This window comes from Methylorubrum pseudosasae (assembly GCF_029504475.1).
Classification (GTDB): domain Bacteria; phylum Pseudomonadota; class Alphaproteobacteria; order Rhizobiales; family Beijerinckiaceae; genus Methylobacterium; species Methylobacterium extorquens.
In genome coordinates this window covers 3,557,770-3,574,372 of record NZ_JAQGDU010000002.1, presented here as the reverse complement: position 1 = coordinate 3,574,372, position 16,603 = coordinate 3,557,770, and the positions used below count along the sequence as shown (strand labels likewise).

At 66.9% G+C, this 16,603-nt stretch carries 12 protein-coding genes and 1 pseudogene; 5 read left to right on the top strand and 8 right to left on the bottom strand.

Annotated features, from left to right (window positions below; genetic code table 11):
* Positions 1–108 precede the first annotated feature (108 nt).
* The 4 genes from M2437_RS17815 to M2437_RS17800 form a co-directional block, all read right to left on the bottom strand.
* The gene (locus tag M2437_RS17815; protein WP_253389642.1) at positions 109–1,752 is read right to left on the bottom strand and encodes a porin; all 1,644 of its coding nucleotides are present in this window, start codon (positions 1,750–1,752) and stop codon (positions 109–111) included.
* Between the two features lie 941 nt (positions 1,753–2,693).
* Complete coding sequence (locus M2437_RS17810; RefSeq protein WP_253389641.1) at positions 2,694–4,589, bottom strand: tetratricopeptide repeat protein; 1,896 nt, start codon at positions 4,587–4,589, stop codon at positions 2,694–2,696.
* A 132-nt stretch (positions 4,590–4,721) separates the two neighbouring features.
* Positions 4,722–5,027, bottom strand: a complete 306-nt coding sequence (locus tag M2437_RS17805; RefSeq protein WP_012254421.1) for a hypothetical protein — start codon at positions 5,025–5,027, stop codon at positions 4,722–4,724.
* 70 nt (positions 5,028–5,097) lie between these two features.
* Positions 5,098–5,310 carry a hypothetical protein gene (locus M2437_RS17800; protein ID WP_253388231.1) on the bottom strand — a complete coding sequence of 71 codons (213 nt, stop codon included), beginning with the start codon at positions 5,308–5,310 and terminating at the stop codon, positions 5,098–5,100.
* A 417-nt stretch (positions 5,311–5,727) separates the two neighbouring features.
* On the opposite strand from M2437_RS17800, the gene M2437_RS17795 reads away from it, so the two are divergent.
* Together M2437_RS17795 and M2437_RS17790 are read left to right on the top strand one after the other, a co-directional pair.
* Positions 5,728–5,967, top strand: a complete 240-nt coding sequence (locus M2437_RS17795; RefSeq protein ID WP_012254422.1) for a hypothetical protein — start codon at positions 5,728–5,730, stop codon at positions 5,965–5,967.
* A 146-nt stretch (positions 5,968–6,113) separates the two neighbouring features.
* The gene (locus M2437_RS17790; protein WP_003597981.1) at positions 6,114–6,437 is read left to right on the top strand and encodes a hypothetical protein; all 324 of its coding nucleotides are present in this window, start codon (positions 6,114–6,116) and stop codon (positions 6,435–6,437) included.
* A 50-nt stretch (positions 6,438–6,487) separates the two neighbouring features.
* Here M2437_RS17790 and M2437_RS17785 read toward each other — a convergent pair whose 3' ends face one another.
* On the bottom strand, positions 6,488–7,822 hold the full coding sequence (locus tag M2437_RS17785; protein WP_253388230.1) for an LLM class flavin-dependent oxidoreductase: 1,335 nt from the start codon (positions 7,820–7,822) through the stop codon (positions 6,488–6,490).
* 166 nt (positions 7,823–7,988) lie between these two features.
* Here M2437_RS17785 and M2437_RS17780 point away from each other — a divergent pair, with 166 nt between their 5' ends.
* Positions 7,989–8,957 carry an SPFH domain-containing protein gene (locus tag M2437_RS17780; protein WP_253388229.1) on the top strand — a complete coding sequence of 323 codons (969 nt, stop codon included), beginning with the start codon at positions 7,989–7,991 and terminating at the stop codon, positions 8,955–8,957.
* Between the two features lie 210 nt (positions 8,958–9,167).
* Positions 9,168–10,838, top strand: coding sequence for a cyclic peptide export ABC transporter (locus M2437_RS17775; protein ID WP_277570360.1), 1,671 nt, complete (start codon positions 9,168–9,170; stop codon positions 10,836–10,838).
* Positions 10,839–10,931: 93 nt separating this feature from the next.
* Here the strand turns inward: M2437_RS17775 and parE are convergent, their stop codons facing one another.
* Positions 10,932–12,989 (bottom strand): DNA topoisomerase IV subunit B, encoded by a 2,058-nt coding sequence (parE, locus tag M2437_RS17770; protein WP_015823353.1) that lies wholly within the window; start codon positions 12,987–12,989, stop codon positions 10,932–10,934.
* Positions 12,990–13,342: 353 nt separating this feature from the next.
* Here parE and M2437_RS17765 point away from each other — a divergent pair, with 353 nt between their 5' ends.
* On the top strand, positions 13,343–13,534 hold the full coding sequence (locus M2437_RS17765; protein WP_253388227.1) for a hypothetical protein: 192 nt from the start codon (positions 13,343–13,345) through the stop codon (positions 13,532–13,534).
* Between the two features lie 23 nt (positions 13,535–13,557).
* Here M2437_RS17765 and M2437_RS17760 read toward each other — a convergent pair whose 3' ends face one another.
* Both M2437_RS17760 and M2437_RS17755 read right to left on the bottom strand, forming a co-directional pair.
* Positions 13,558–14,598: a threonine aldolase family protein gene (locus M2437_RS17760; RefSeq protein WP_253388226.1), complete on the bottom strand. Its 1,041-nt coding sequence runs from the start codon at positions 14,596–14,598 to the stop codon at positions 13,558–13,560.
* Positions 14,599–14,739: 141 nt separating this feature from the next.
* Positions 14,740–16,508 (bottom strand): annotated as a pseudogene (locus M2437_RS17755) (ABC transporter ATP-binding protein).
* Positions 16,509–16,603: the final 95 nt, after the last annotated feature.

Below are 16,603 nucleotides of genomic sequence, written 5' to 3'. Positions count from 1 at the left end.
GGACGGGCACTGCCATAGGGGGAGCCTTCCCGACGAGCAAGGCGGTTGGCACCGGCCCGCAGCGGCCGACGGGCCGACGATTGCGCGCGCGTCTTTCGGGGCGATGCTCTAGAAATCACACTGGATGCGCATGCGGATCTGACCCGCATCGTGGCGATTGGCCGTCACGAACGGCAGACCGTTCACCAGGATCGGGTAGGTCGCATCCGGAACGCGCCCGCTCTGGACTGCAGTACCGATATACGTACCCTCAATGCCGATATCGAGATCCCTGACCGGCGACCAGATCAGACTCACGCCGGCGATCACCTGATCCGTGTCGCGAAGCACGGGGCTGAGGCCAAAGGCAACGGGATTGGCGAAAGCATTGGGCGGGGCGGAATTGCCAACCAACCCATTCAGCATACTGAAGGTCTCGCGCGTTCCACGCTTGTAGTTGAGCGCACCGTAGCTGCCGTAGAAGGCCGAGCGCCATTCCGGCGTCCAGTAATGGAGAAAGGAGCTGACCACGGTGAAGCTCGTCGACAGTTCGAGCTTACCGGTGATCGGGTTGACCACGGCATCCGAGACGAATTGCTGGACGGAAGCCCCCTGAATCGGCGTCAGATTGCTGGCGTAGCTGCCCGTGAAAAACGTGAAGCCGGTGTAGTTCATGGCGCCCTCGGCATAGGCCGCCTGAAGGTAGATGCCATCGCCCGATGCGATCATCGGCAGGTTCAGCTTGACGCCGGCTTGCACCGCCCAGCCGTAATCCGTCTGCGCGCCGGACGTGACACCCCGCGCCGCCAGAAGTGCGGCCGCCGTGTCATTCGCGATGGTGGTGCCGGCCGGACCGAGCGCCGGGGTGGCAATGAAGCCGCCCACATTGATGTTCGCGACGGCGGAGGAGAGATGGGCGGAGCCCCAACTGTCATCGTAGTGCAGCGCTGCCACGAAGTCCGGCATGCGCGAGCGCTGCACGGCGTCGAGGAAGGCAGCGCCCGTGGCGTTGAAGCCGCCATCGGTCGCCAGGATTACAGGTGTCGGCGCCACCGTCGGCGCGACGAACTGCGAGGGCGCACCGAGCGGGGCGGCACCGGCGGCGACGGAGGCTGCGTAGACCGGTTGCTTCCGGAAGAACGGGTCTTCCATCGACAGGCTCAGGCTCAGGCCGCCGCCGATCCTCGACGTGTAGGCAAGTAGGTTGGTCGAGGAGAGATTGGATCCGGTCGTGAGGCCACTCATCTCATAATCGTGCGCGTAGAAGTCGAAGAAGGATGCGGCGCGGCCAGCGGTGATGCCGGCAAACTGGACGAAGGCCTTTTCGGCAATGAAGAAGTTCTGGACGCGGCCGAACGTATCCTGACCGAGCGCCGGGAAGGCATTGGCGATGCGCTGCTGCGTACCGGTGGACTGGAGGATGCCGGTGCGGCTCGCGGCGTCGATGCGGAGGAAAGCCCGTAAGACGCCGTAATCGGTTTGGCTGCGGGCATCGAGATTGAGACGGATCATCCCGCGCGCCTGGGATTGGTCACCCTGGCTCTGCGAGCGATTGCGGTTCGGAACGAAACCTGCCTCGTAGCGCGCCCGGCCGGAGAAGCGCACGCACGTATCCGTACCGGGAATGAAGAAGAAGCCGGCACCGTAGGCGTTGCAGGCGCGCAAGTCGTCGAACAGTCTGCTGTCCCCCCCGGGGAAATCCGCCGCGTGTCCGGCAGGGCCGGTGGCGAGACTGGCGCAGCAGGCCAGCAGGCCCGATTTCAACCGCGACATCGACACTCCTCTTCCGGCCACACGCGCCGGTTGGTTTGCGGATGCCGAAGCTACTACAAGTCCTGTGCCGCTCAGATCGGTGCCGTCTCGCAAGACTCGACCGGCCGCACAGTCCGCGCGGCGACATGTGTCAGGTGTAGGCCGCCGACCACGACCTCAATTCAGTCGAACGATGACGAGGAGTTAAAACGTATCGCCGGCCTGAACATAGATCGAGATAGGAAACAGAAAATCAAATAATAATAGTATAATTTTACCGGAGCGCTCAGCTTATATAATATTAAACTCCGCCATTAGGAATTTTACACTCGCAATAAGATCACTTCAATCGAAATTCCAGGCCACAGTTTTATCTCTATGCAAAATTAGATGAATTCATAAAGTAATTCATCCGACTTATAACAACAATGGCGGCCAGTTTAGCCGACAAATGTTCTCAGACGCGAATGAATTGCCGAGCGCCTGCTTAGAATACCCGAGTCGTCGAAATACGGCAGGATCAAACCTACACATCCGCCTCGGGCCACATGTTGCGGCGATGCAACAAATGATAAGTTACCGCTTCGGACATGGATTTCGGGCGGCGGAGGCGGGCGCAGAGGCACCCGCGGCCCGGTCGGCGATGCCGACATTTGCAGCAGAACCCGGCCACCGGTTCGGGCAGAGGCACGTCTCGGGGCACCCACCCGAGCGGTGAAGGCCGAGCCTCGAGAACAGACGATGCATCACGAAAGGCCCGCCCGACGTCCCGGACGACGCATGGACATCATGGGGGCGAAGAGCGTCAGCCGATCCGCTCTTGCGCCATCACGGACACGAACGCGCCGAACGAAGCGGCGCCCAGGATGAGCGGCGCCGAGCCTCGCAATCACCGTCAGCGGCCGCGCCACTCAGCCAATTCGAGCGCGACATCGTGCAGGGGAGGAGGGACGAGACGCCCCTCACTTCCCCGGCTTCTTGTCCGCGGCGCCCGGCGGCTCGCTCGGGGCGGGGGCGCCCTTCGGCAATTCCGGGTTCTCCGCGTTGTGCGGCGCCGCCACCGGGGCGGGCACGGTCTGCGCCGGGTCCTGCGCGGGCGGGTTCTCGGCGGTGGCGGTCGGCTTGTCCGGCTCGGGCAAGCCGTCCTTCAGCTTGGCGTTGATCTTGGCGAGTTCCTCGGGCTCGGGGTTCAGGTCCTTAGCGTGTTGCCACTGGAACTTGCCCTCGAGCCGCCGGCCGGTGCGCCAAAAGGCATCGCCGAGGTGGTCGTTGATGGTCGGGTCGCCCGGCTTCAGCTCGACCGCCTTCTCCAACTCGCGCACCGCGTCGTCCCAACGGCCAAGGCGGAAATAGGCCCAGCCGAGGCTGTCGATGATCATGCCGTCGCGGGGAGAGAGATCGACGGCCTGCTTCAGCATGGTGAAGCTGTCGTCAATGTTCATGTTCCGATCGACCCAGGAATAGGCGAGGTAGTTGAGAACCTGCGCCTTGGCGTTCGGCTGGGTCGGCGGAACGAGGTTCAGCGCCTTCTTGAGGTCAGCCTCGGCCTTCTGCCACTCGCCCGCCCGCTCGTAGGCGGTGCCGCGGAAATAGAACAGCGTCCAGTTGTTGGCCTCGCGGCCGGGCTCGATCAGGTTGATCGCGCGGGTATAGGTCTCGGTCGCCTCGGTAAACTTTTTGCGCGCGCGCTGCACGTTACCCAGGGCCGAGATGACATCGACGTTGTCAGGGTTCGCCTTGAGGACCGTGTCGAGGTGCTGGAGCGCCTCGTCACCCCGGCCCAACTGCTCGAGGTTGAGACCGATCTGGATGTCGGCGTTGAGCTTGAGCGGCGAGGAGGCCGGGATCTGCGCATAGGCCTCGTTCGAGCGCTCGACCTGCTTCATGCGGTCGAGGGCGTCGGCGAGCGTCAGCCGTCCCACGGCGTGGTCGGGGGCGAGGTAGAGCGCGAGCCGCAGATAGACCACCGCCGGAAGCTCGTCGCCCTGCGTCGAGCCAGCCGAGCCGAGACCGTACAGCACCTCTGCCGCGCCCTCCTGAGCGGAGGCGATCAAGGGGCTGAGCGGCTTGCCGGCCTTGAGCTTGTCGAGAGCGTCCACCACGAGGGGATGGCGCGGCATCACTTTCTCGAACTCGCTGTAGGCGTCGATGGCGAGATCGGTGCGGCCGATGCCGGCCTCGAAGCGGGCATAGCCGTCGACGATGCGCAGGGTGTTGTGGTCGGCGTCGTAGGCTGCCTTCAGCTTGCGCTCGGCCTCCGCCCGGTCACCGATGACCGAGGCGATCAGCCCGGCATGGTAGTCGCGGAAGACGTTGAAGTAGCGCTCGCCGCGCAGGCGGTTCAGCGTCTCGTAGGCGCGCTTGCCGTCACCCGCGCCGGCATAGGCCCAAGCGGTCAGCAGCGTCCCGGTGAGGTCGGCGGCCGCCCCCCGGCCGCTGCGGCCGAAGCTCTGGCGGGCAGGGCCGTACTGGCCGGCCTTGAGCTGGCGCACGCCGAGGGCGAGCTGGGCGAGGCCGTTCGAGCTTTCGCGGGTGGCGAGCCGCTCGGCGGCGCGGAAGGCATCGGTCATCGCGCCGTCGGCCAGCAGCGACACGAAGGCGCGCTCCAGAAGCTCGGCGTTGCGCGGATCGCCCTTCACCGCCTCGCGGTAGTAGCTCGCGGCGGCGGCCGTGTCCTTCGAGGCGCCGGCGATATAGGCGGAGAGGAAGTTGCCCTCGAGCGATTCCGCCGGCTCGTACTCGGAGAGCGGTGAGGATTCCCGCGGCTGCATGGCCGCCGCCGGCAGGGAGCCGAGACCGGTCGAAGCAAGCAGCAGGGTGAGCGCGGTGGCGCTCCGGCGGGCGGCGTATCCGAACATAGGCACCAGTCACGGCTCCTTCGCGGGCCCGACGGACGGAGCTTCCTCCGGCCGGTTCCGGTTTGGCGGGGGACACTGTACTCTTCCCGCCATGTCCGCAAGGCGAAAGGATGGCGCGGGGGAGGGCGCCGTTCAGGTGCCGTCGGTGCCGTCGCCGAGCTCGGCGCGGGCATCCTCCACGAGCTGCGCGAGGCCGGCATCGACCTCTTCGCCGAGGAGCGCACGCTCCGCCGCCGTCAGATCCTTGGCCCAGGCGCCGCTGCCGAAACCCTCGCGGCATCGCACGCGCTCGGCCTCGATGAAGGCTTGAGTTTCCTCGGGCCGCTCGCGCATGGCGTGCATGAAACCGAACCATGCCGTGCGCTCGACCACCGCGAGGCGCGCCCGCAGGCCCACCGCGACGGCGCGCTCCGGATCGACCGTTTCATCCTCTGTCATCGGTGCCTCCCAAAGCCTTGCCCACAGGGTCGTTGCCATCCTTCGGAAGAAGCCGGCGCGACACCGAAACCTATCGCGGCTTCCGCTGTTCGCAGCGCGTCTTCACGTAGGTGTCGGCGCCCGAGCCATGGCCCGCGCTCGCGGCCAGGACCGGACCCTGGATCAGGCATTCCTGAAGTGTGTGGGCCGGACCGATGATCACGTCCAGAGCGGTTTCCCGCGAGCAATCGGGCATCTGAACGTTGGACGCACAGATCAAGGCGACGACGAGGATGGAATTCATAGGGCCGGCCTCCCTGCCGGGGATGTTCTTCGCGTGGTCGGAACGCGCGACGCTCCGGCGGACCCTTGGGCGGCCCCTTGGGCGGACCTTTGAGACCGGCGGGCCAGCGTCGAACGCGGGGCCCGTTGGTCGAAACCGGAGAACACCTCGAAAAGCTGCGCCGAGCCGATGCGTCACAGCAGCCCGGCCGGGTTCGGCCAGGCGCGATGTCCGCGCTCCGATCCGGCCGGCGGCCCGTCCCAGGTCGTTCCGGGCGATAGGCCGCGATCGGCTGCGCGAATGCAGGTCTCTGCCAAGCCGTTGATCGCGCTCGCGTTTCCCGCGCCGTAAAAAGGCTGCCCCAAAAAAGTCGCAAGAGGGGCCTGTCTTCGCGGGGATCGAACAAGTCGTAACCGGCGTCGTAACAGGGAGGCGGCAATGTCTTTCGATATCGTTTTGACGCAATCCGCGCAGGAAATCGCTGAGAGAAGTGGTGTTCTTCCCGCTCTCGAAGAACGGACGCGGGGCGAAATCGCAGAACTACCCGGCGAAGGGCTCGAAGAACTCGAGCGCCGCCTGTTCCATGCTTTCGCGCTCGACGATGGAACGGAGGTGATCTGTTCGCTGACGGCCGACGGCGCCGTGCGGATCGATGCCTGCGAGGCCGAGGCGGCGTGAGCCTTCTCGCGGAACCGTGAAGGCCAGGCCCGGATTGCTCCTCCCGCTTGGAGTGCCGCACGAAACGCATGCCACCGGCCGTCTTGCGACGGTCCGCGGCGAACGGATCGCGCGCGGCACATCCCCACATTTGTCGAGGAGGAGACATGTCCCAGGAGACCGTCAGCGTCGAAGCCGACTTCACGAGCCGTGAAGCGGCCCACGCCGCCAAGGACCGCCTCGTGCGGGCGGGGTTCGCCCGCAACAGCATCGATATCGACCGTGAGGGCGACACCTACATCGTCCATCTGCCGACGCGGGAGGCGAACCGGCAGCGGGCCGCGCGCATCCTGCGGGGCCGCGCCGTGATCGAGAGCGCCAAGAGCACCGGCTGGGCCGCCGCCGACACGCTCGGCAGCAATCGCCTGCTCACCCTCGGCCTCGCGGCGCTCGTAGGCTTCGCGATCTACGGGATGACGAACCGGCGCTGACCTGCGCTGAAAGACTCCCCGCGGGACCGTCGATGGGTTCGGCGGGGAGCCTATCGCGTCTCGAAGAAGCGGTTGCCCGGCCGCTCCAAGCCGAGATGGTCGCGCAGGGTCGCGCCCTCGTATTCCGTCCGGAACAGGCCGCGCCGCTGGAGTTCGGGCACCACGCCGGCGCAGAAGTCGTCGAGCCCTTCCGGCACGAACGGGAACATCACGTTGAAGCCGTCGCAGGCTTCCCCCTCCAGCCATTCCCCCATCCGATCGGCGATCTGCTCCGGCGTGCCGACAAAGCTGAGCCCGCCATAGCCGCCGACGCGGCGGGCGAGGTCGCGCACTGTTGCCCCCGTGCGTCGGGCATAGTCGACGATCTGCGCCTGCCCGCTCTTGCTAGCATTCGATTCCGGGATTTCGGGGAGCGGCGCGTCGAGGTCGAAGCCGCTGGCATCCGTGCCGAGACGGACCGAGAGGTTGGCGAGCCCGCTCTCGACCGGCACCAGCGCATCGAGCCGCGCCTTCTTCGCCTTTGCCTCCTCCTCCGTGCCGCCGACCACGACGAAGGCGCCGGGCAGGATCTTGAGGGCGTCGCGGGACCGGCCGGCCGCCGCCATCCGGCACTTCACGTCGGCGTAGAATGCCTGGCCCGCCTCCAGCGACGAGGCCGAGCCGAACACCATCTCGGCGGTCTCCGCCGCGATCTGGCGCCCGGCCTCGGAGGCGCCGGCCTGCACGATCACCGGCCAGCCCTGCACCGGCCGCGCGACGTTGAGCGGCCCCTTCACCTTCAGGAATTCGCCCTGGTGGTTCAGGGTGCGGAGTTTTTCGGGGTCGAAGAACAGCCCCTGCTCGACATCGCGGAGGAAGGCGTCGTCGGCCCAGGAATCCCACAGCCCGGTGACGACCTCGAAAAACTCGCGGGCGCGGGCGTAGCGGGTGGCGTGGTCGAGATGCGCGTCGCGGCCGAAGTTCAGCGCCTCGTCCGGGTTGCCGGAGGTGACGAGGTTCCAGCCGGCGCGCCCCTTCGAGATATGATCGAGCGAGGCGAATTTGCGGGCCACATGGTAGGGCTCGTTGTAGGTGGTGGAGGCAGTGGCGATCAGCCCGATCCGCTCCGTCACCATGGCCAGCGCCGGCAGCAGCGTCAGCGGATCGAACGAGGTGACGGTGGCCGAGCGCTTCAGCGCCTCCATCGGCATGTTCATCACCGCCAGATGGTCGGCCATGAAGAAGGCGTCGAACTTGGCGGCCTCCAGGGTGCGGGCGAAGCGCACGAGGTGGTCGAGGTTGAAGTTCGCGTCCGGAAAGCCGCCGGGATAGCGCCACCACGCGGTGTGAATGCCGATCGGGCGCATGAAGGCGCCGAGATGGAGTTGTTTTCGAGGTTCGCTCAACGGGGTCCTCCGTCCGCATCAACCCATCGGTGCCGCCGGATATGGTGCGCCGCCTCGGTCCGGCATCATCGCTCATGAACGCCGGCCGTGAGGAGGCCACCGCCCTAGGATTGCACGCACCGCCTTCGTAAGGTTCGGGTCGCACGGCGATACGAGGGAAGCGAGCATGGCTGGAGCGAGCGTCACGCAGGATGTGCCCTATCGCGCCCTGAACGGCTGGCTGGCGCTCTTCATCGCTATCCCCTGCCTCGTGCTGGCAGCCCTGACCTTCCTCGGTGGCGGCGTGCTGGTGCTCGGCCGCGGCAGCGTCGGCCCCGCCTTCCTGCTGGTCTCGGTGGTGGCGCTGGTCGCCGGGATCGTGCTGCTGGCCGGGCTCATCACCCTCAAGCCGCGGCAGGCCGCGGTGCTGACCCTGTTCGGGCGCTATCACGGCACCATCGCCCGCGACGGCTTCTGGTGGCGCAACCCGCTGACGGCGGTGGCCAAGGTCTCGCTCGCGACCGAGGCGCAGGAGACCAAGATCATCACGGTCAACGACCTGATGGGCAACCCGATCACCATCGCGGCGGCGGCGATCTGGCAGGTACAGGATGCCGCGCGCGCCACCTTCGATGTCGGCAGCTACCACGACTTCGTCTCGCTCCAGGCGGAAGCGGCCCTGCGCAACATCGCCTCGACCCGGCCCTACGACCACGAGGAGGCGGAAAACGTCGGCGACGAGGCGGGCGACGCCAAGCGCCGGCTCGCGGAGAAGGCCACCCGCGTCGCCTCGCTCCGGGCCGACCGCGACGCGATCCATGCCGACCTGATCACCGAACTGGGCCAGCGCGTCGCCGTGGCGGGCGTGGTGGTGGAGGACGTGCGGATCACCCATCTCGCTTACGCGCCGGAAATCGCGGGTGCGATGCTCAAGCGCCAGCAGGCCGGCGCCATCATCGCGGCCCGCCGCCAGATCGTGGAGGGCGCGGTCGCCATCGTGCGCGACACGATCCGCCGCCTGGAACAGCCGGAGGACGGCCATGCCGGCATCCTCTTCGACGATCAGGGCCGCGCCAGCATGGCCCAGAACATGCTCATCATGATCGTGGGCGATCGCGAGGCGACCCCGGTGGTGAGCGTGGGGACGAAGCCGTAGGCCGCCGCAGATCGATTCGGCGTCTGAGACTGAGCGCATCGGCGAATCGGGCCTGCTCTTCAAGTATCTCCGAAGTGAGGATTTGTAAAACCTATTCGCGCGAGGGGTGAGCCGCGCCGGATCGGCATTTCACCTTCACCAGACCTGTCGTTAGTGCAGATGCCCCGGTCGCCGTAGCGGGTGGCGACCTTGCTCGGAGGAATCGGCAGGATGGGGCAGGACGGTGCAATCCTTCGTCATTTCAGGCACGACGCGATTCGGCTGCTCCGGCCGGTCTGGCCGCTGGTGAGCGTCGCCACAGCGCTCGGGGCGGTCGGCGGTCTCGCCACCGCCGCGGCTCTGGCCAAGATCAACGAGGCCTTCTACGGCGAGGGCGCGCTTGCCGACGGCGTGTTGCTGGCGTTTGCCGGGTTCGCCACCTTGAGCGTACTCGGCACGTTTGCGGCCAGTTTCGGCAATAGCTACGCGGGCGGACGCATCCAGGCGGCGCTCAGCCGCGACCTCACCGATAAGATCCTGACCGCTCCGATCGAACGGATCGAGCGCCTCGGCAAGCACAAGCTGCTCGCCTCGCTCCAGGGCGACGTCACCACCATCTTCACGGCCATCGCGTTCCTCTCGCCGATGGTGGTCGCGGGCGGGACGCTCATCGGCTGCGCGGCCTACATGATCCTCCTGTCACCCTCCCTCTCGGCGGTGACGGCGGTGGTCCTGATCCTCGAGAGCCTCGGCGCGAACGCCCTGCGCCGGAACATGCTCCGGTCCTTCGAGGAGGTCCGCAAGAACCGCGAGGCGACCCAGAAGCACTACCTCACCCTGACCGAGGCGGCGAAGGAGCTGCGCATCGGTCGCGAACGCCGGCTCCACCTCCGCGACGTCGCCCTCAGTGCCTGCATCGAGCAGGGGCGCCATCTGATGACGCGGATCGCCGTCATCCAGCAATCGCTGTCGATGCTGAGCCAATCGACCAACTTTCTGCTGTTCGCCGGTCTCATCGCCTACAAGGTCCTGGCCGGCATCAGCGGCGCCGAACTTTCCGGCTTCGTCCTCGTGCTGCTCTACATCCAGGCACCCATCGGCCAGCTCATCCACTTCGTGCCGATGATCGGGCAGGCCCAGGTGGCCTACCGGCGCATCGCCGAGTTCTCGGAAGAGGGAGCGGAGGCGGAAGCCGGCCTGCTCGCCGCCACGCCGTCGGAGGCGGGCCGCCGCATCCGTGAGATCACCCTGCGCGGCGTCAGCCACGGCTTCCCGGCGGCCGGCGACAAGGCCCCTTTCACCCTCGGCCCGCTCGACCTGACGATCCGGGCCGGCCAGATCCTGTTCATCGTCGGCGAGAACGGCTCGGGCAAGACGACGCTGATCAAGCTCCTGCTCGGTCTCTATCCGCCGCAATCGGGTGAGATCCTGCTCGACGGCGTGCCGGTAACGGCAGGGAGCCGCGACGCCTACCGCCAGCACTTCTCGGCGATCTTCTTCGACTACCACCTGTTCGACGAGCTGATCCCCGCCGACGGTGCCGGCCCTGATGCCGCCCGGCCCCTGCTGGAACGGCTCGATCTGGCCCACAAGGTCGGCATCAGCGAGGGCCGCTTCTCCACCACCGATCTCTCGACCGGCCAGCGCAAGCGCCTCGCCCTGGTCCAGGCTGTTCTCGAAGGACGCCCGGTCCTCGTGCTGGACGAGTGGGCCGCGGAACAGGATCCGACCTTCCGGCGCCGCTTCTACGAGGAGCTTCTGCCGGACCTGCGAAGTGGCGGCCGGACGCTCATCGTCATCAGCCACGACGACCGCTACTTCGACGCCGCCGACCGGGTGTTGCACTTGGCGGAAGGGCGGATCGTGGAGATCACGGAGAGGGCGATGGCTGAGCCGGCCTGATGGATCGCTGCGGCGCGAGCATCAGCGACACGACTCGGCACTACAGCGATTCATTGCCCCAGACGGCTTCCGTCGAGGGAAAAGCGGAGCGGATTAGATATCCAGCTCCGTCCCATCCGCGAACGATGCCCGCTCGGTGATGAAGGCGAAGCGCGCCTCGGGCTTGTTGCCCATCAAGCGCTCCACCGTATCGCCGGTCGATTCCCGCGCCTCGTCGAGGATCGCGACCCGCAGCAGCGTGCGCTTCTTCGGGTCCATCGTCGTCTCCTTCAACTGCGCCGGCATCATCTCGCCGAGGCCCTTGAAGCGGCCGATCTCGACCTTGCCGTTCTTGAACACGGTCTTGATGATCCGCTCCTTGTCCGCATCGTCGCGGGCATAGGCCGATTTCGCGCCCTGGCTGATCCGGTAGAGCGGCGGGATCGCGAGGTAGAGATGCCCCTTGTCGATGAGCTTGGGCATCTGCCGGTAGAAGAAGGTGATGAGGAGCGAGGCGATGTGGGCGCCGTCCACATCCGCGTCGGTCATGATGATGACCCGGTCGTAGCGAAGGTCCGCCTCGCGGAAGTTCGCGCCGGTGCCGCAGCCGAGCGCCAGCGTCAGATCCGAGATGAGTTGGTTGGCGCCGAGCTTGTCGCGGCTCGCCGAGGCCACGTTCAGGATCTTTCCGCGTAACGGCAGCACGGCTTGCGTGGCGCGGTCACGGGCCTGCTTGGCGGAGCCGCCGGCCGAGTCGCCCTCGACGATGAAGATCTCCGAGCCCACCGTGCCGGCGGCCGAGCAATCGGCGAGCTTGCCGGGCAGGCGCAGCTTGCGGGTGGCGCTCTTGCGGGCGACCTCCTTTTCCTGGCGGCGGCGCAGGCGCTCCTCCGCCCGGTCGATCACCCAATCGAGCAGCTTGTTGGCCTGGGCGGGCGAGGCCGCGAGCCAGTGGTCGAAAGCATCGCGAATCGCCGTCTCGACGATGCGGGAGGCCTCCACCGTCGCGAGCTTGTCCTTGGTCTGGCCCTGGAATTCCGGCTCGCGGATGAAGACCGAGAGCATCGAGGCGCAGGTCGCCATCACGTCGTCGGTGGTCACCGCCGTCATGCGCTTGGCTTGGTTCACGCGCTCGGCATGCTCGCGGAGCGCCCGCAGCAGCGCGACGCGCAGGCCCGCCTCGTGGGTGCCGCCCTCCGGCGTCGGGATCGTGTTGCAGTACGAGTGCGAGACGCCGTCATCGGCGACCGTCCAGGCGACCGCCCATTCGAGCGAGCCGTGCGAGCCGGGCTTGGTGATCTTGCCTGAGAAGATGGAGTCGAGGACGAGCTCCTTCCCCTCGATGTCGCGGGCGAGATAGTCCGAGAGCCCGCCGGGGAAGCGGTGCACGGCCTCCGCCGGCACATCCTCCAGCCCTTCGAGCAGGGCCGGGGCGCAGCGCCAGCGGATCTCGACGCCGCCGAACAGATAGGCCTTGGAGCGGGCCATCTTGAACAGGCGGCGCGGGTCGAACTTGAGCGAGCCGAAGATCTGCGCGTCGGGATGGAAACGCACCCGCGTGCCGCGCCGGTTCTGCACCCGCCCGATCGTCTCCAGGCTTCCCTGCGCATGACCGCGGGAAAAGCACTGCCGGTAGAGGGTCTGATTGCGCGCGACCTCGACCTCGAGCACGTCCGAGAGCGCGTTGACGACGGAAATGCCGACGCCGTGCAAGCCGCCGGAGGTCTCGTAGACCTTCGAGTCGAACTTACCGCCCGCGTGCAGCGTGGTCATGATGACCTCGAGCGCGGATTTGCCCGGGAATTTCGGGTGCGGATCGACCGGGATGCCACGGCCGTTATCGGTGACGACGAGAGAGCCCGATTCTTCCAGCTCCACCTCGATGAAGCTCGCGTGGCCCGCGACCGCCTCGTCCATGGAGTTGTCAATCACCTCGGCGAAGAGGTGGTGCAACGCCCGCTCGTCGGTGCCGCCGATATACATGCCCGGCCGGCGCCGCACAGGCTCCAGCCCCTCCAGCACCTCGATCGCCGAGGCGTCGTAACCCGCCTCCGCCGTTTCCGGCGCGGGTGCCGGAGACGGTGCTACGGGGGTGAGGCGGCGGCGGCGCTCGGCCTCCGCGGGGGGAGGCTTGGCACCAGGCCCAAACAGGTCGCGTGCCGGATCGCTCACGCGACGGCTCCTCGAATCGGGTCGGAGACGGGCTGCATGGCTCTTCATACCCTCACTGTAGCGGAACAAACAGGAAACAAAAAGTCTCCTGTCCGCTTCCGCCGGTCGCAGTACCACGACGGCCGGCCGCGTTCGAAACCCGACGATCCTGCCGAGCCCGGCGCGTTGTCATCACAGTGATGCTGGCGGATGGTTAAGACGGCCTCACGAAGCCTGTGGTGGGCGGCAATCCTGCGGCTGAAACAAGGCAGCGGAACGTTAAGGCGGCGCGGCCCAGGATGGCGATGGGAACAGAAGATGGTTTCCGGACGTTAACTCAGCACGGTCAGCTTGACCGTAAGGGAGCCACGCCGATGACCCCCGCTGCCGCTCAAGCGCGTCACCTCTCCCTCATGCGCCTGGAACAGGCCGCGGGCCAGGCCTTCGGCTATGCCGACGAGCCCGAGCCGACCGCGCCCCGTTCCGCGATGCTGCTCTCGTCATCCGGTTTCGCCATCGCCACCGTGGCGACGGCTCTGGCAGCCACCATCACCTATCTCGTCTGATCCTGCTGCGAACGAAGCAGCGATTACGCCGCCGCGGGCAGGGCGCAGAGGCGGATGTCCTGCGCCAGCGCATCGACCCGCGCCGGCTCTGAATCCCAGGCGAACATGAAGCGGGACGCCCCGCCGATGAAGCCGTAGAACTGCCAGCCGCGGGCGCGCAGCCCCTCTTGGACCGGCGCGGGCAGGTTCAGGAACACGCCGTTGGCTTCCACCGGTGCCGCGAGCGAGATGCCCGGCACGTCGGCGATCCCCCGCACCAGCCGACGGGCGCATTCATTGGCGTGGCGGGCGTTGTCGAGCCACGCCCCGTTCTCCAGCATGCCGACCCAGGGCGCCGAGAGGTAGCGCATCTTCGAGGCGAGCTGGCCCGCCTGCTTGCAGCGATAGTCGAAATCCTCCGCGAGTTTTCGGTCGAAGAAGATCACCGCCTCGCCTACCGCCATGCCGTTCTTGGTGCCGCCGAAGCAGAGCACGTCGACGCCGGCCTTCCAGGTCAGTTCGGCCGGGGAGGCGTCGAGCGAGGCGCAGGCATTGGCAAAGCGCGCGCCGTCCATGTGCAGGCGCAGGCCCGATGCGCGGCAAACGGCCGAGATGGCCGCGATCTCGTCGAGGCTGTAGACCCGCCCCGTCTCCGTCGCCTGGGTCAGCGTCACCGCCCGCGGTTTCGGGAAATGGATGTCGGAGCGCTTGCCGGCGATCGTCCGCACGACCTCGGGTGTGAGCTTCCCATCATCGGTCGCGGCGGTCAGCAGCTTCGAGCCGTTTGAGAAGAATTCCGGCGCACCGCATTCGTCGGTCTCGATATGCGCCGAGTCCGCACAGATCACGCTGTGATAGGATTGGCAGAGCGAGGCCAGCGCCAGCGAGTTGGCGGCGGTGCCGTTGAAGACGAAGAACACCTCGCAATCGGTTTCGAACAGCCGCCGGAAGCCGTCGGCCGCGGCCTGCGTCCAGGTATCGGCCCCGTAGGCGGGGGCGTGGCCGGCATTGGCCGCCTGCATCGCGGTGAGGGCTTCCGGGCAGATCCCGGCATAGTTGTCGCTGGCGAATTGCTGTTCGGCCACGGCACGCTCCCGCTTCGTATCGGCGTCAAAAAGAAGGCCGGGCGGTGAGGGACCCGCCCGGCCTCATGACACCCATGTCGATCCAAGGGCCGATTTTTGCACCCCTCCCAGCCGATGGGCAGAGATGCAGCCGCTCGAATGTCAGGCCGCGGCGAGCGACATCGACATCGATTCCTTCTTCATCAGCTCGCGGTAGAAGCCGTCGAGATGGGTCAGCTTCTCCGGCGAGCCGTCCTGCACGATGCGCCCGCCCTCCAGCACGACGATCCGGTCGAAGTCCTTCAGCGTCGAGAGGCGGTGCGCGATGGCGATCACCGTGCGGCCCTTCATCAGGTTGGCGAGCGCGGCGCGGATCGCCTCCTCGGACTCGGCGTCGAGCGCCGAGGTCGCCTCGTCGAGAAGCAGGATCGGCGAATCCTTCAGGATGGCGCGGGCAATGGCGATGCGCTGGCGCTGGCCACCGGAGAGCTTCACGCCGCGGTCGCCGACGATGGTGTCGAAGCCTTCCGGCAGCGACTGGATGAAGTCGGTGCAGTGGGCCGCTTCCGCCGCCTTCCAGACCTCCTCGTCGGTCGCGTCGGGCCGGCCGTAGCGAATGTTCTCGCGTAGGGAGCGATGGAACATCGACACGTCCTGCGGCACCACCGTGATCGCCTCGCGCAAGCTATCCTGCGTGACGCGGTTGATGTCCTGTCCATTGATGAGGATGCGCCCGCCCTGCACCTCGTAGAAGCGCTGGATCAGCGAGAACAGGGTCGACTTGCCGCCGCCCGACTTGCCGACCAGCCCCACCGTCTGACCGGCCGGAATCAGCAGGTCGAAATCGGAGAAGACGGTGCGCCCGTCGGGATAGCTGAAGGCGACGTGGTCGAAATGCATCTCGGCGCCGGTCTGGCCGATGAGCTTCTCTGCCTCCGGATGATCGACCAGTTCGTGCGGCTGCAGCAGCGTGTGCAGCGCCTCCGACAGGCGGGCGGTGTGCTGGGTCGCGTCCACCAGCGCGACGGCGAGGTCGCGGGTGGCGGCGAGGATGCGGATGCCCAGCGTGCAGACGAGGACGACCTGACCGGTGGTGGCCTGACCGGCCTCCCACATCTTGATCGACCAGTAGAGCAGGCCGAGGATCGAGATCACGGTGAGGATGGCGTGGGTGATGCGCAGCTTCTCGAGGTAGAGGAGCGAGGAGCGGCGCGCCCGCATCTCGGAGCCGATGGTGCCGTCGAAGCGCACGAACTCGCGGTTGAACGCGGAGAAGGCGCGCACCAGCGGCATGTTGCCGACGAGATCGACCATCTCGCCATCGACGCTCGCGGCCTTCGCGGCGAAGTCATGGTGCAGCGGCTTGCCGGCGGAGGCCATCTTGAACATCAGCAGCACGACCGCGGCGAAGATGCCGGCGAGCACGAGCGCCATCGTGAGGTTCACGGTGCCGATATAGATGATCGAGAGCACGGCCGCGACGCAGGGCGGCATCACGTTGAACGTGAACATGTTCTCGACGGTGAAGATCGCGTTCGACGTCGCGGTGATGCGCGAGGCCAACGTACCGGGCTGGCGATCCGCGAAGAAGGACGGGGCATGGCCCGTCATGTGGCGGAAGAGATCCCGGCGGATGTCGCCGGTCACGCCGACGAAGGTGAAGGCCCCGACCAGAGCCGCGACGCGCCAGAGCAGGTTGTCGGCGGCGATGAAGCCGATCAGCACCGCCAAGGCCGTCCAGACCTGCCCCGCGCTCGGCCCCTTGCCGAGGGCATCGACCACGCCTCCTTCAGCGCGTAGTCGGTCGAGACCGAGAAGGACACCGCACCGAGCACGGAGAAGAGAATCACGAGATGCGGGACGATCCGGCGCCTGAGATAGCGCCCGACAAAGGCCCCCGGTCTGTTGGCGTATTGGCAGAGATCTTCCATCGCGATCGTCAGTCCCGATTCGATCAGACCCGCTGGGCGCCGATTGTGGCTGGAGGGCGCACAGGGCACCCGTTAACCGCAACGCGAAGCGTCGC

Excerpts from the sequence above, each read along its gene's own strand:
- M2437_RS17810 (WP_253389641.1), bottom strand. The coding sequence starts at position 4,589 with ATGTTCGGATACGCCGCCCGCCGGAGCGCCACCGCGCTCACCCTGCTG.
- M2437_RS17790 (WP_003597981.1), top strand. The coding sequence starts at position 6,114 with ATGTCCCAGGAGACCGTCAGCGTCGAAGCCGACTTCACGAGCCGTGAA.
- M2437_RS17765 (WP_253388227.1), top strand. The coding sequence starts at position 13,343 with ATGACCCCCGCTGCCGCTCAAGCGCGTCACCTCTCCCTCATGCGCCTG.
- M2437_RS17795 (WP_012254422.1), top strand. The coding sequence starts at position 5,728 with ATGTCTTTCGATATCGTTTTGACGCAATCCGCGCAGGAAATCGCTGAG.
- M2437_RS17805 (WP_012254421.1), bottom strand. The coding sequence starts at position 5,027 with ATGACAGAGGATGAAACGGTCGATCCGGAGCGCGCCGTCGCGGTGGGC.
- M2437_RS17775 (WP_277570360.1), top strand. The coding sequence starts at position 9,168 with ATGGGGCAGGACGGTGCAATCCTTCGTCATTTCAGGCACGACGCGATT.
- M2437_RS17815 (WP_253389642.1), bottom strand. The coding sequence starts at position 1,752 with ATGTCGCGGTTGAAATCGGGCCTGCTGGCCTGCTGCGCCAGTCTCGCC.
- M2437_RS17780 (WP_253388229.1), top strand. The coding sequence starts at position 7,989 with ATGGCTGGAGCGAGCGTCACGCAGGATGTGCCCTATCGCGCCCTGAAC.
- M2437_RS17800 (WP_253388231.1), bottom strand. The coding sequence starts at position 5,310 with ATGAATTCCATCCTCGTCGTCGCCTTGATCTGTGCGTCCAACGTTCAG.